At 67.5% G+C, this 14,335-nt stretch carries 7 protein-coding genes; all 7 read right to left on the reverse strand.

What is annotated here, in order from left to right; translation table 11 throughout:
• Positions 1 to 14: 14 nt before the first annotated feature.
• The gene (locus GobsT_RS17880) at positions 15 to 3,002 is read right to left on the reverse strand and encodes an SMP-30/gluconolactonase/LRE family protein (RefSeq protein ID WP_010037905.1); all 2,988 of its coding nucleotides are present in this window, start codon (positions 3,000 to 3,002) and stop codon (positions 15 to 17) included.
• Positions 3,003 to 3,447: 445 nt separating this feature from the next.
• A complete protein-coding gene (locus tag GobsT_RS17885) occupies positions 3,448 to 5,109 on the reverse strand; it encodes a calmodulin (RefSeq protein WP_010037909.1) in 1,662 nt (553 codons plus the stop codon).
• A complete protein-coding gene (locus tag GobsT_RS17890; protein ID WP_029600796.1) occupies positions 5,106 to 6,452 on the reverse strand; it encodes a DUF1501 domain-containing protein in 1,347 nt (448 codons plus the stop codon). Before GobsT_RS17890 ends, GobsT_RS17885 begins: the two co-directional genes overlap by 4 nt.
• A gap of 59 nt (positions 6,453 to 6,511) precedes the next feature.
• The gene (locus GobsT_RS17895; protein ID WP_029600797.1) at positions 6,512 to 8,131 is read right to left on the reverse strand and encodes a DUF1549 and DUF1553 domain-containing protein; all 1,620 of its coding nucleotides are present in this window, start codon (positions 8,129 to 8,131) and stop codon (positions 6,512 to 6,514) included.
• Between the two features lie 219 nt (positions 8,132 to 8,350).
• Positions 8,351 to 11,239, reverse strand: a complete 2,889-nt coding sequence (locus GobsT_RS17900) for a WD40 repeat domain-containing protein (RefSeq protein ID WP_010037915.1) — start codon at positions 11,237 to 11,239, stop codon at positions 8,351 to 8,353.
• 116 nt (positions 11,240 to 11,355) lie between these two features.
• Complete coding sequence (locus GobsT_RS17905) at positions 11,356 to 13,617, reverse strand: WD40 repeat domain-containing serine/threonine protein kinase (protein ID WP_010037917.1); 2,262 nt, start codon at positions 13,615 to 13,617, stop codon at positions 11,356 to 11,358.
• A gap of 1 nt (position 13,618) precedes the next feature.
• On the reverse strand, positions 13,619 to 14,221 hold the full coding sequence (locus tag GobsT_RS17910) for an RNA polymerase sigma factor (protein ID WP_010037920.1): 603 nt from the start codon (positions 14,219 to 14,221) through the stop codon (positions 13,619 to 13,621).
• Positions 14,222 to 14,335: the final 114 nt, after the last annotated feature.

Genomic DNA, 14,335 nt, shown 5'->3' on the forward strand with positions numbered 1-14,335 from the left:
CGCGGTCGGTGTGGTTACTTCTTCGGCCAGATCACGCGCCCGGGTGTGGTCGTGCGGGTGCTGTAGAGCGTGCCGCCGCCGGTGATGTAAAGCGTCTTCAGGTCCGGGCCGCCGAACGCACAGTTGGTCACCTCGTCCGTCGGCACCGCCAGGAACGCGAGCAACTTTCCGCTCTCGGGGTCGATGACGTAGACGCCGCCCTTCACGTCCTCGGCGGGTTCGGCCGCGGTCGGCTTGTTCAATCCGCCCGCGACATACAACCGACCCTTGGCGTCCTGTTTGATGCCGTCGGGTCCGCGCCCCGTCTTCCAATCGTGCAGCATCTTCTGCGACTTGAGGTCCACAGTGCCGTCGGTCTTCAGGTCGAACCGCCAGAGCTTCCGCGCGCCGCCCTTGTCGTTGTTGTTGTCAGCCACGAACAGGTACTTATCGTCGGCGGACACGAGCACGCCGTTCGCGCGCTCGAGCTCACGGCCGATGACGCGACTCACTTTGCCGTCGGTGTCGAGGCGGTACACGCCTTCGATGGTCTTGCCGTCCGCGTCCTTCTGCTGCATGTCGTCGCGCGGGCCGTAGCGCGGGTCGCTGAAGTAGATGCGGTTCTTGGAGTCGATGGTCAGGTCGTTGGGCTGGTTGTATTTCTTGCCGCCGAACGAGTCGGTCAGTACGGTGCGTTTGCCGTCGCGGTTGACGCGCGACACCGAGCGCGACACCGGTTCGCAGCACACGAGAGTGCCTGTGCGGTCGAAGAGGAGCCCGTTGGTGCCCGCCTTCTCGCGCCACACCGTGCTTTCGCCCTTCGGGGTGAACTGGTGAATGCCCTTCTCGCCGCTGGTGAGCACGCCGAGGTCGGCGTCCCACGCCGGCCCCTCGCCCGCCGCCCCTTTGCCCGCGAGTGTGATGAGCTTCGCCCCCTGCTCAAAGATTGGTTCATCTTTGGCGGCGTTTGCAAGAAGGCCTAGTTCCTTCAGTACCCTGTCCGGGGTGGTGATGACGAAATCGTTTCTTCGACCAATCAGTTCGAACGCGGCAGACGCCGGCGCGTAGGCGGTCGCGAGTTGGTCCAAGGTCCGCGCGGTCCCACCGCCCGACACGCCACCGGCGATGACAACGCGCTTCGGGGCGCAGAGGGCGGCGAGGTGCGCCACGTCCCCGATGTCGCGGAGCAAGCCGGGCGCCATCACCCCGAGGCGCTGGTTCGTGTACGGTTCGTCCGTCACGAAGCTGGTCAGGGTGTTGATCGCAACGACCGCGGAGATGCGCTTCTCGTTGACATCAAGAGCCGCTGCTGAGAGCGCGACGATCCCAGCCGGACCTTCGCCTATGACGGTGATGTAGTTCAGCCCTGCTTCGCTCCGCAAAATCGACAGCACTCGGTGAAGGTCAATGCACCACTGCCCCAACAGGGGGCGACCGAGCCAAAGGCCCCATTCAGCGGTGTTGTGATCCGGTGCCCGGCCGACACGCTCACCGATGCCAGCCAGTGTACCCGTTCCCCGGAGGTCGAAAGTGACAACAGTTACGCCCGCGGTTTTGAGTGCAGCGTACAACTCCCCCTGTTGCGCCGCTTTGGCCCCTTCCAGGTTCAGCAGCACGACCGCCGGCGTACCGATCCTGCCGTCAATGCGACAGTGCAGGGTCAACCCTTCCTCTGGGTCGATACGGAGTGTGTTCGAAAGTCGCCACGAGGCGCTGAAGTCGTGTGGGGGACGGATGAGTTCTGCCAGTGCCTTGCGCCGGGTCTCTGACTCTCGGTTCCATTCCTCCCGTGTGCGGGGCGCCGGCACCGAGTCACGTAACTTCTTCCCCTCTCGCGCCGCGAACTTGGGGATCGTCACGAAGTCCTTCGGCCGCGTGTCGCCGGGGTAGCAGCGGAGGTCTTCAGGGTGTTCGGTCGCGATCTTCGGTTCGGGGATTGGCTCGCCGTTGCCCTCGCCCTTGAGGTGCAGGGTCATGAAGCCGTACATCGTCTCGCGCATCGACTTGCTGTAGTCGTGCGGCCCCTCGAAGACCGCGTGTTGCAGGTTGTCCGGCTTCCCGAGCAGCTTGAAGACAGGCGCAGTGAAGGCGAGTGTCTTCTTTGCCTCGCTGACCGAAAACTGGATGCCGTCGTTCGTCGCGTTCACGACGCACAGCGCGCGCGGGGCGGTCAGCGCGAGGACGGCCCACTCCTCGGTGAACTTCAGCGCGCCGGGGACCACCTCGCACATGCAGCACGCCGTTTGAAGGTACGCCTGATAGCTACCGACCGAGCATACCGGCATCACGGCTTTTAACCGCTTGTCCCAAGCTCCGGCGTACATCGTCTGGTTGCCGCCGCCGCTGGCGCCGGTGATGCCGATGCGCGTCTTGTCCACCTCCGTGCGGGTTTCGAGGTAATCGACCGCCCGCATGTTCTCGTACACCTGCAACCCCGACAGCGGCAGACCGATGGGGAGCAACGTGGCGGCGGTCATGTCGCCGTGGTACTCGCCCAGGGCGGTCCCGACCCCGCGCTCGCCGGCGCCGAACGCGTCCACGCACAGCACGACGAACCCGAGCTTCGCGGCGCCGATGCACCGGGACTGTACCACCGGGTCCTGTTTGGCGCCTTTCCAGTGGCCGTGGACCTGCAAGATCGCGGGCGCGGGTTTCGTTTTCGCGGAATCGGGGACGTACAGGTTGCAGGTCATACGGACACCGGGGCGCGTCTGGATGGTGAGCTTCTCGACGGTGTACCCGTCGCGCGTGAGCGGCTCCCCGTGTCGCTTCGGGTCAAGGTCGCACGGCTTCGGCAGGAAGCACGCCTCTCCACCCCATGCATCGAACAGGTTCTTGCGCAGTTCGGTTTCGATCTTCTCCCACTCGGCGATCGTGGCCGGAGGTTTGTCGCCTTTTCGTAGTTCTGCGGCTTGCTTGAGAACGAACGCCTGGTACTGCTTGTTGGCCGGAATTTCATCGCCAGCGAGAACGGCGAGTGGCGCGCCGAATAGCGCGAGGAGAGTGAGTGCGGATCGTGACATGAGACCACCAGAGGAGGGCAGGGCCGATGGCGATTAGTGTGACGGAGGCGAGGTGAGAGTGCAACAGAGTAGAGCGGCGAGACGTGCTCGACGTGTTGGTGGTGCGACGGGACAAATCAGCGACCAGTGCTTCGTCAGCGCGACGGTTCACACTGACGAAACGATCGAATACCCCGAGCCGTTCGCGCGGGTAACGCTCGTGGAACGCCGGGCGGAAAGTGTCCCGCTTGGGGGCATGGTGAGCCCGAGACGAGGGCGTGTGGCACCCAAAGCCCGATGGAGGGCCGAGAAGATTTTGACAGGATCGACAGGATAAACAGGATAAAGACAAATCAGTTTGAAATCCTGTTTATCCTGTCGATCCTGTGAAAATATGTCTTCACGAGTATGAGGCACGCGGGCCGAAACGAAGCCGCGACTATCCGCCTCTTCAAGCCCCCAGCCCTTACCGCGTTTCGGGCTTGCTGGCGGCTTCGGCTTCGTGGGCGTCGATCAGCCCGTCGCCGTCGCGGTCGAGACGCCGGAAGTCGTCTTCCGATCCCAGGAACTCGCGCCGGGACACGTCGCCGTCGCGGTTCCGATCCATCTTCTGGAACCAGGTCGGACCCACTGCCGATCGCGGTTCCCGGGGCCGGTCGATGGGCGCCTCGATCAACCACGGGCCGGCGGGGTGGCTCGCGAGCGTCACCCGTAAGTGCTGCGGTACATCCGCCAAACGGAACGACCCGTTCTTTGCGGTGGCGAAGTGCTTTGTCAGCTTCGGCAACTGTCGCAACTCGCGCTGCGACAGTTGCCCGTTGCCGTCCGCGTCGATGATTCCGAACAAGCCGTGCCCCGCCTCGGTCACGTTTGCGGCGACCAGCCCACGCGCCGCCAGAGTCGCCAGCGGCTGGATCTTGTCCAGGGCCGCGAGCAGTTCCTTCTCGAAGACCTTGCCGTCGCCGTCGGCGTCGATCAGAGGGAGCAGGTCGCGGAAGAGGTCACTCCTTCGGATCTCGGCGGCGTCCAGGTACCCGTTGGCGTCGCGATCGAATTGACGGAACGTATTTACGTACAGGCCGCGCGGGTCGGCGCCGGCGCTCGTCGGCACGAAGTCGATTCGTATACCCGGTCCCGCCAAGGAAACGTTTGCTCCTTGGTTTCCCATGGTCACGGTAAGGTCCGCTTTTCCCACCGAGAGGACGGCTGCCGGGGATTTGTCCGGCGGTACCTGACCGAGTTGCAATGCGAGGTCGGCCGCGGGCGGGCACCCGCCCCCGAACCGCGCCAGTTCCTCCGGATCGAGTTCGTCGTCCCCGTCCCGATCGAGCGCGGCGAACGCTTCGGCCGTGAGGTTCAGATCGGCCTTCGTGAGCCGTCGGGCCGGGACGTCGTCTTTCCGTTTGGGCTGGTACCAACTGAGCAACTGCTTCGCGAGAACGGGATCGCTTTTCCGCGATGCCACGCGCAACCCGAACCGGGGGAACGAACTCGCACCCGGCTCGTGGCTCAGAGTTACCGGCGGGTCCGTTCGGCCGAGCCACCCGCGCACCTCTGCGGCGCTGATCAGTTCGTTCTCGTCCGTATCGAGTTTCCCCAGCGCAGCCGGTCCGGCTGTCAGCTCGTCCGGGGACAGTTTCCCGTCCGCGTTGGAATCGAGCGCCTCGAACAGCGCTTTGTCGAGCGCCTGGCCCGCTCCGACCGCATTTCCTCGAACCGGGCGCCGGAAGACCGGCGCGACGCCACCGGAAATGAGCGCGCGGAGCGGTCCGAGATCGTTCGCCCGCAAGTACTCCATAAGCCCGTCGCGGGTCAACGCGGGCGCTGCGGGCAGCGGGAAACCGGTCCGGACAGTCAACAGCGTGAGCGTCGGCGGAAGGCGAGCCAGTTCCGCTCCTTCGAGCGTGCCGTTGTTGTTCGCGTCGAGGTGCGTGAACAGGGCTCGCGCGAAGGACTCCCACTCCACAACCAACGGCTTGCCGTCCACCGCGACATCTAGCCGAACGAGCACCGGCCGCGTGGCCGTAATGCACACGAGGTTGAGGGGCTCGGACTTCTGCTCGGCCGCGGTGCTCGAGAGCGCGGTCGCGAGCAGGATCACCGGAATGAAAGTGACGCGCGTGCTCACGACACCACCTCCTTTAGCGGAACCCCGACCGAGTCGACCAGCCGGATGGGCCGGCCGATGTGCGAGAGGTTCTGTTTCGCCGGGTCGAGACCGAGCGCCGTGCAGACCGTCGCCAGCAGATCCGGCACCGATACCGGGCGGTCCTTAACCTCCATCCCGTCCGCGCTCGTCGCGCCGACCGCTTGCCCGCCCCTGATCCCGCCGCCAGCGAGAACGGTGGACCACGCGTTGGCCCAGTGGTCGCGGCCCGTGTTCGAGTTGATGCGCGGGGTGCGCCCGAACTCCCCCATCCACACGATCGTGGTGGTGTCGAGGAGCCCGCGGGCCTCCAGGTCGTCCATCAGCGCGGCCCACGCCGGGTCGAGGACGCCGCACAGCTTTTTCACGGCGTCGAAGTTGTTGTCGTGCGTGTCCCAGCCGATCCCGTTGTTCACCCCCGGCGCGGACGAGAGCGTGACCTCGACGAACGGCACCCCGCGCTCCACAAGCCTGCGCGCGAGCAGACACCCCTGGCCGAACAGGTTGCGCCCGTACTGGTCGCGGAGCGCGTCTTTTTCTTGAGTCAGGTTGAACGCCTCGCCCCCGGCGGCCCGCATGAGCGCCGCCGCCCGCCGGTACGCGGTGCGGTGCGCCTCCCCGGCCGCGTCCGGGTGGTCGGCGAGGAACTCCGCGTCCATACCGTCCCGGAACGCGGAGCGGGCGGCCCCGCGCTCCGCGGAGACCTCGGCGGGGCGGTCGAGGTCCTGCACGCGCAGCACCCGGCTGATGTCATCGGCCGGGGGATCGGCGGCGTTCTCCGCCACGACGAGCGGCGCGTACCGCGGGCCGAGGAACCCGGGGGCGTACGCTTCGGGGCTGAGCTGCCGGAACGGCGCGACGCTGACGAACGCCGGCATTTCGGCGCCGGGCCGGATGAGTTCCTTGCCGACGAACGAGCCGAGCGTGGGGTAGCGGAGCGGCCCGCCGGGCACGCGCCCGGTTCGCATCAGGTAGCTCCCGCGATTGTGGTCGGCTTCCTTGGTGACCATGCCCCGGACGATGGCGAGTTTGTCGGCCCGCTGAGCGAGCTTCGGGAGGTACTCGCTGATGCGGACGCCGGGGGCCTTCGTGCGGATCGGTCTCACCGGCCCGCCGTTGGCGTGTTCCGGCTTCGGGTCGAAGGTGTCGAGCTGGCTCGGCCCGCCGTTCATCCACAGGAGGATGCACGCCCGCTTGCGCGCCGGGTCGGCGCCCCCTTCGGCAGCGAGCCGCCCGAGCCAGCCGGAGAGGCTGACCCCGACGCTCGCCACGCCGGCCCGCAAGAAGTGCCGGCGGTCTAACCGTGAGCCGTGGCGTGAAGACATCGGAACCTCCCGGTGCGCGGTTCGGACCATACAGGGATGTCGACGCGAGTCGCCTGGGGTCAGTGGTTGAACAAGAACTCTGCGCTGTTCAATAGCGCCCAAAAGATGTCAGCAACGGCCTCGTCGCGTCGCGCCTTCTGGCCGCCACCAGCCGCGGCTTTCGCCACGAGCGCCATGGCTTTCTCCATCTCGTGCGCGGTCGGCGTGCGGGCCAATGCGGCTAGGTACACCGTCTCGATACGCCCCCGCTCGGTCAAGAACGGTGCGGTGAGCACCGCGGAGAGCAGTTCACTCCGCTCCGGACTCGTTGCGCCGGTCACGAACGGTCCGTTCATCAGCGTGAGTGCCTGAATAATGGTCATCTCGTGATCGACGGGGCGCCCGGACTGCTGGCCGAACTTCATTACGAATTCGGTCCGGGGGGTGTTGCGTGCCCCGAACCGCGGGTCGTCGCGGAGGTCGTCGGGCTGCCCGGTCGCGACCGCGAGGCTGTCGAAGAGCTGCTCGGCGGTCAGCCCGCGGAGCTGCTGGCGCGAGAACAGGGGCGCTGCGGCCGCGCGGCCGCGGCTCGTGAGCTGGTACGCCCGCGAGCCCGTGATTGCTTCGATCAGCCCTTTGAGGTCGTACCCGCTCTCCACAAACGCCTTGGCGAGTTCGTCGAGCAGTTCCGGGTGATGGGCCACTGCGTCCGGGCTGCCGGTCAACTCGTCGACCGGCTCGACCAATCCGACGCCGAACAGGTGCGCCCACACCCGGTTCACCGCGGCCCGGGCGAAGTACGGGTTCTCCCCTCCGGTCACCCACTCCGCGAGGGTTTGGCGCGCTCCGACCTTGAACCGCCACCGCGGCTCGGTGCCGTCCGGGAACATCGCCTGAACGACCCGCTCGCTCCCCGGAACGATCAGCTCGCGCCGGTCCAAGATCTCTTTGTCCGGTACCGCGAACCCAACGCCCCGCTCCTGCGAGCGGATGCCGCTGAAGAACGCCGCCAGGCCCCAGAACTGGTCTCGGGTCCAGGTCGCGAACGGGTGATCGTGGCACTGGGCGCATTCCAGCCGGATGCCGAGGAATACGCGCGCCGATGCCGCCGCAAGGTTCTCCGGCTTCGCCTCTTTTGCGAGGTAGAACGCGACCGGACTCGTTACGCTGTCGCCCCTCAAGGCCTGCTGCGTCGTGTCACGGTCGACGGGCGTTGTCAGAACGTCGCGGACCATCCGGTCGAACGGAACGTTCCGCTCGAACTCCCGCCGTAACCACTGCTCGAACCCCGGGGCCAGGAAATGAACCTGGAAGTTGGTGTCGGCTTCCGGCAGCAGCAAATGGCGCCACACGGCCGCGAAGTGCCGGGCGTAGGCCGGGCGGGCGAGCAACTCGGCGACCAGGGCGCGCCGCTTGTCCGCACGCGCGCCCTCCAGGAACGCACGCGCCTCGGCCACCGATGGCACGCGCCCGGCCAGGTCGAGGTACACGCGGCGAAGGAACTCCGTGTCGCTTGCCGGTGCGGCCGGGGTGATATTGTTCTTCGCCCACGCCGATTCCAGCGCGCGGTCGATTTTCGTTGCGAGAGCGGGTACGGACGGAGGTCCCGGTCGCGCCGGCCTCGTCGGCTCCGCGCCGACCGCAGGGTACGGGGCCGCGAGCAGTGCGCCCGTAACCGAACCCAACAGCAAATGGTACATGACAACGGCCTCGTTCACGGTTCGGTAGCTCGCCACTGCTCCGCTCTTTGGTTCAGCGGCGCAGGCACGAATGCCCGGATTGAGTGTTAGGTCAAGTACAGTCGTTTCCGGGTTCCAAGGTGAAAGCCCGCGGAGCACACGCCCCGGGCCATTCGTGTGTCTTCAGACGCACATGGAAAATGAAACCTGAAACTACCGAGATCAGGTTGTGACGCGGCGTCAGTTCGCGGAACCAAATTCGGCCATCGTTTGTGCGTCCGGCATCGCCCACAGCCTGATGAGGAAATCGTTGCCCTTTTTAAACGACCCGTCCGTGCTGACGCCGCCGCACGCGGTGAGGACCCATTTGCCGTCGGGGGAGAAGGTCGCGGACCAGAGGAAGTTGCTGTGCCCGCGGAACTGATACAGCTCTTTTCCGGTCCCCGCGTCCCACAACTTGGCGGACCCGTCGTAGCCGCCGGTGAGCACGTACTTGCCGTCGGTGGAGTGGCTTACGGTGGTGACGCCGTACGGGTGGGCGTCGAGAGTGTGGACGAGCCTTCCGGTCTCGACCTCGTACACCTTCGTTTCTTTCCCGCCGACCGCCACCAACTTGCCGTTTGGAGAGACGGAAAGGCAGTCGGCCCAGTTCCCGGACGCGCGGAACTGACGGACCTCCTTTGCGGTATCGAGTTCCCACATCCGTACCACGCCGTCCCGCCCGGCGGACAGTGCGTGCCGCCCGTCCGGGTGGAACGCCACCCGCCGAACCAGTCCGGTGTGGCCGGTGAACGGCTTTAACTCCTTGGCGGTTTCCGTGTCCCAGAGGCGGGCGGTTTTATCCGCCCCGCAGGTCAGAACCTGTTTGCCGTCGTGTGAGAAGGCGACTCCGTGTACGGCGTCCGCGTGCCCCCGGAACTTGCGCACCACTTGACCCGTTGAGGCATCAAGAAGGTATGAACTGTGGTCGTCGCCCGCAGCAAGAACGAACTTCCCGTTCGGCGAGAACGCGACCATCGCGACCTGTGTCGGGAGGTCGATCTTGAGTGTTTCCTGACCGGTCGCGGTGTCCCACACGCGCACCGTTTTATCGCCTTCCGGCCAGTTGCCGCCCGACACGATCCGGTTGCCGTCGGGTGAGAATACGGCCGCGTGAACCGCCCCGGTGTGACCGGCGAGCACCCGAACCGGCCCCGGCGCGTCCGCGCGCCAGCGCTTGAGCACCTTGTCCTGCCCCACGGATACCAAGCCGGCGCCGCCCAAAACCGCGCATCCGGTCACCCCGCCCGGGTGCGCTAGGGCGTTCATGATTGCCGTTCCGGTCGTCGCGTCCCACACGCGCACCGTGCCGTCGGCCCCACCGCTCACCAACCCGTCGGGTCCGGTATAGCTGACGCACACGACTTCGTCGGTGTGTCCCCGGAGCACGATCAACTCCTTGGCCTCGCTGACGCTCCACACCCGCACCGTACCGTCCTCGGAACCCGAAGCCAGCGTCTTGCCGTCCGGCGAGAACGCGACCCCGCGCACCGAACCCTGATGTCCCGGCAGTGCGGTTAAAAGCGCTCCGGTCTCCGCGTTCCACAACTTGACCGTTCGGTCGCTCCCGCCGGACGCAACCGTCTTGCCGTCGGCGGAGAAGGCGACCGCACGGACCGACCCGCGGTGGGCGTCGATCGAACGTATCTGTTTACCGGTTGCCACGTCCCACATGCGAACCGTTTTGTCGTACGCGCCGGTTGCCACGGTCTTGCCGTCCGGGCTGAACGCAACGGCGTAAACCCAGTTCGTGTGCCCTTTCAGGACCGCAAGTTCTTTGCGGGTTACGCTGTCCCACAACCGCACCGTCTTGTCCGCGCTCCCGGACGCGAGCGCCCGACCGTTTGCGGAGAACGCGAGACAGGTCACCGCGTCCTCATGGCCCTTCAAATCGCCCAGGTGTTCACCGCTCCGGGCGTCGCGGAGCGTGACACCCTGTTCCTCGGTCGCGACCGCGACGAGTGAACCGTTTGGTGCGGCCGCCAGGGCGAGGGGGGTGGGCAGGTCGCGCGGCAAAGGGTCCTGTTGAAGCATGGCAAGTTCCTTGCCACCCGCCAGATCCCACACCTTCACCGCTCTCCGCGTTCCGCCCGTCACGAGAGTTTTGCCCCCCGGAGCGAGCGCGACCGCGCGACAGGTTCCCGGGGGTGTGATCAGGGTGGAGAGTGATTTTTGCGTTGCCGTGTTCCAAACATAGATTGTTCCGTTACCGAACAGACCGGCGATAATATCGCCGTTAAAAGCGAACGCTACACCGTCAAACGGCACGTCGGGTCCCGCAAGTACGGCCCGTTCCGTTCCGGTTGCCAGATCCCACAGCCGCACCTGGGTCGATCCCCCGCCGGTGGCGATCGTTTTGCCGTCGGTGGTGAACGCGGCGGTGAGGACGAACCCAGGACCGGTGTCGAGTTTTGTCGTCAGCCGCTGGGTGGGAACGTCCCAGACGAACACTCTACCCCGACTGGTCATGTTCATGGCCTGTTCCGCACTGCACGCGACGAGCTTTTTGCCGTCCGGGGAGAACGCCACGCTGGACAGTCGTCCCGTTGCTCCGGGTAGCTTCACCAACTCGTCGCCCGTTGCGGCGTCCCAGAGCTGGACCGCTGCGGCCGCGGTGCCTGTGGCGATGGTCTTTCCGTCGGGGCTGAATACGGCGCGGGTGCTGTCGTTGAGCTTGAGGCTGAAGACGGCTTCGCCAGTGTCGCCCTCGACCAGCCGCGCTTCGGGATCGGTCCCGGCGATCAGCACGCGGCGGCCGTCGGGCGAGAACGCGACCGAGTTGGGCGGCAGCCGCAGCGCCAGCGTGAACAGCTCTTTCTTCGTGTCCAACTCCCGGACCGCAACGAACCCGCCCGACGGGCTGGTCGGGCCGCCGTAGGCGACCCGCTTTCCGTCAGGCGAAACGGCCAGGGTGTGGACCTCACCGCTCGAGCCGGACAGCGGAACCGGCGTCGGGTGGAACCGCGGGGCTCTGCTTGGAGCGGGGGCCGCTTTCGCAGGTGCGCTCTTGGCTTGTTTCGGTTCGTCCTGTGCGGCCGAGGCGAACCCGACCGCGAACGTGACCGCGAGCCACACCACGCCGTATTTCATCGGGACTCCCTGGTAGGTCGACTTCGGAGGTCCGGTACGCGCCGCCCACCCGAATACGTTTCACCCGCGGGAACCTATCGCGTGAAATCCGTTCCGTTACAAATCGCACCGGGCGGTTATGGACCGGCCGGTGCGCGAACGGGCCACATCCGAATCACGGACGTGTTGTCGGCATCGGGCTTCTCCCGTTTGCTCGGCCCGCCACAGCCGGCCAGGACGTGCCTACCGTTCGCGGTCAGTGCGACGGACCACGCGGGGCCGCCCGTGGCGGCCCGCAACACGAGCGCGCCCGTGCGCGTGTGCCAGACGCGCACGAACCCGTCGGGGCCACAGGTTGCGACGGTCGTGCCGTCCGCTGAGACCGCAACGGCGGTCGAGGGCGTCACCCGTCCGTCGCGGAGTTCGGCGAGCCGGTGCCCGGTTTCGGCGCTCCAGACCGCCCCGCCGAACGGGTCCGCGGTAACGATCTGCTTTCCGCCGTTCGTGAACGACACGCCCCAGGCGAGGTCCGTGCCAAGAATGAGTGCGAGACGCTCGTACCCGGTGCTCGTGTCCCAGGTGCGCAGCGCCCCGTCGAGGCCAACGGTGGCGACCGTCTTGCCGTCCGGCGCGAACGCGATCCCGCGGCACGGGCGCGGCTCGTGGGCCGTGATCGTCAGCCCGACCCGACCGGTGGCGGGGTCCCACATCCGGACCCGCCCGCGCGCATCGCCGATTGCGATCCGGCGGCCGGTCGGGTCCGGTGCCACACACGTGACGGCAACCCGGTCGGCCCTCAGGCGCACGAGCTCCGTTTCCGAATCCCACTCGTAGATGCGCACCGTTCCGTCGATAAACCCGGCGACGATCGTGTGCCCGTCGGCGGTAAGTGCGACGCACTCGGCGCGGACCCCGCCGGCGCGAATCTGGTGCGTCCGCTTCCCGGACGCCGTACTCCAAAGCCGAATGGTCCCGTCGTCTTTGGTTAACGTGCTGCCGACGGAAACGAACCGTGTGCCGTCCGGGTGGACCGAAAGGCCGGAAATAGTTCCGTGGTGCCCTTCAAAGACCATCGCCGGGGCCGGATCGTCGGGCGGTTCTGGAGGCACCGCGGGCGGAAGTGGGGGAGGGCTGTCGCCCGGATCGGTCGCCGTGATTTCCGGGGGATCGCTCCGCGGACGGAGGGCCAATGCGGTTGCGAACAGCGCGAGCAGAGCGGTCACCCCGGCGCCGGCCCGAATGCGCCATTTGCTGCGGCGCGGCGCGAGGTCCGGCTGTTGCATCCGGATGAGAACCGCCCGGAGTTCCGCAGCGACCGTTTCCGCGGTCGGGAACCGGTTTGCCGGATCTTTCGCCAGGAGCCGCTGCGCGACGGCGGCCAGGTCGGGCGGAATGTCCGGGTTCAGCGTGCGAATGGGCGCCGGGGTGGCCGTCACCGTGAGATGCATGACGCCCAGTGAGGTCGCGGCGCGGAACGGCGGGCGCCCGGTGCTCGCGGCGTAAATCACGCAGCCGAGTGCGTAGAGGTCCGCCCGGTGGTCCACGAGTTGGCCGGTGGCTTGTTCGGGGGCCATGTAATCCGGCGTGCCGGCGATCGTGCCGTGCTGGGTGGTGCCGGCGTCGTCGACCGCGCGGGCGAGCCCGAAGTCGGTGAGTCGCGCGCGCCCGACCCCGTTCTCGAGCAGAATGTTGGCTGGCTTCACGTCGCGGTGGACGAGGCCCTGGGCGTGGGCTGCGGCCAGCCCCGCGGCCACCTGCAGCGCGACGCGCGCCACGTCCTTCGGGTCCAGCGGGCCGTCGCGGTCGATCCGCTCCTGGAGCGACGGCCCGGGTACGTACTCCATCACGAGATACGGCAGCCCGTTGGACTCGTCGACCGCGTGGATGCTCACCACGTGCTCGTGGGCGACGGCCGCCGCCGCCCGCGCCTCGCGCAAGAACCGCTGGCGGGCGGTGCCGTTCGCCGCCCACTGTGGCGCCAGCACCTTGACCGCGATCACGCGGTTGAGCGCGCGGTCCACCGCGCGGAACACCACCCCCATCCCGCCGCGCCCGACCACCTCGAGCACCGGGTACGGTCCGACGGCGCCGAGCGCTTCGGGGTGGTCCGTCGGGAGCAGGAAGTCCAGCGACAGGTTGCGGGGCGGAACGGCGAACATGTCCGCCGCGGTCGTGAGCCGCGTGAGCGCGTCCAGCAGTTGCCGCAGGTGCGGCGGCCGCTCCGCGTCCGCGGCCGGCGGCGACCGGAGCCACGCGCAGTCCCCGGCCGCGAAACACTCGAGCGCGTGCTGGCACCGCGGGCACTGCGCCAGATGCTCGAACAGGTCGCGGGGCGGATCGCGTCCGTCGAGGAGTGTCGGGAGCCGGACCGACTCCGGGCACGCGAGCCGATCGACCATGTCATTCCTCCTCGGCGGCCTGGACGAACTGCCGGAGCCGCGCCAGCACCCGGCTCTTTGCGAGGTACACGGCGGCCACCGACAGGCCGAGTTCCGCCGCCACCTGTTGCCCGGCGCGGCCGAGCACCGCGGTCTGGTGGAACGCCTCCCAGGTGGCCGGTTCGACCAGCGGGCGGACGTGCCCGCACGCGCGGGCGAACAGCTCCCGCCGCCACTCCTGCTCCCACGCGGCTTCGAGCGCGTCCTCGTGCGCCGGCACCTCTTCGAGCGGTACCGGCGCCGCGCCGGGGACGCGCGCGGTGAGGCGCGCGGCGCGGGCGGTGCCCCGGCGAAAGGAGTGGACGTGGTTGCGGGTGATCTGAAACAGCCAGGCGCGAAACCCGCCCCGCGCGGGGGTGTAATCGAACCGGGTGATGGCCCCGACCACCGAACGGAGGACCTCCTGGGTGAGGTCGGCGGCGTCCGCGTCTTGCAGGCCCGCCTTGCGGGCGAACCCGAACACGACGGGCGCGTACAGCCCCACGAACTCGGCCCAGGTCGCCCGGTCGTTACGGTCCCGGAGCCGACCGACGAGGCTGGGGCGAGTCGGCGGACCCGCGCTCATCAATTCACCTCCGAAGTTCGGTACCTCGGATAGGATACGCCGGAAACCCTGAGAGTTATCGCCGTGATCGGGCGCACGCACCAGAACATGTGGTCGGAGTGCGTCAAAGGCCAG

The organism is Gemmata obscuriglobus (genome assembly GCF_008065095.1).
GTDB classification, from domain to species: Bacteria; Planctomycetota; Planctomycetia; order Gemmatales; family Gemmataceae; genus Gemmata; species Gemmata obscuriglobus.

Coding starts and splice junctions, on each gene's coding strand:
- GobsT_RS17900 (WP_010037915.1), bottom strand. CDS start 11,239: ATGAAATACGGCGTGGTGTGGCTCGCGGTCACGTTCGCGGTCGGGTTC.
- GobsT_RS17890 (WP_029600796.1), bottom strand. CDS start 6,452: ATGTCTTCACGCCACGGCTCACGGTTAGACCGCCGGCACTTCTTGCGG.
- GobsT_RS17895 (WP_029600797.1), bottom strand. CDS start 8,131: ATGTACCATTTGCTGTTGGGTTCGGTTACGGGCGCACTGCTCGCGGCC.
- GobsT_RS17905 (WP_010037917.1), bottom strand. CDS start 13,617: ATGGTCGATCGGCTCGCGTGCCCGGAGTCGGTCCGGCTCCCGACACTC.
- GobsT_RS17880 (WP_010037905.1), bottom strand. CDS start 3,002: ATGTCACGATCCGCACTCACTCTCCTCGCGCTATTCGGCGCGCCACTC.
- GobsT_RS17910 (WP_010037920.1), bottom strand. CDS start 14,221: ATGAGCGCGGGTCCGCCGACTCGCCCCAGCCTCGTCGGTCGGCTCCGG.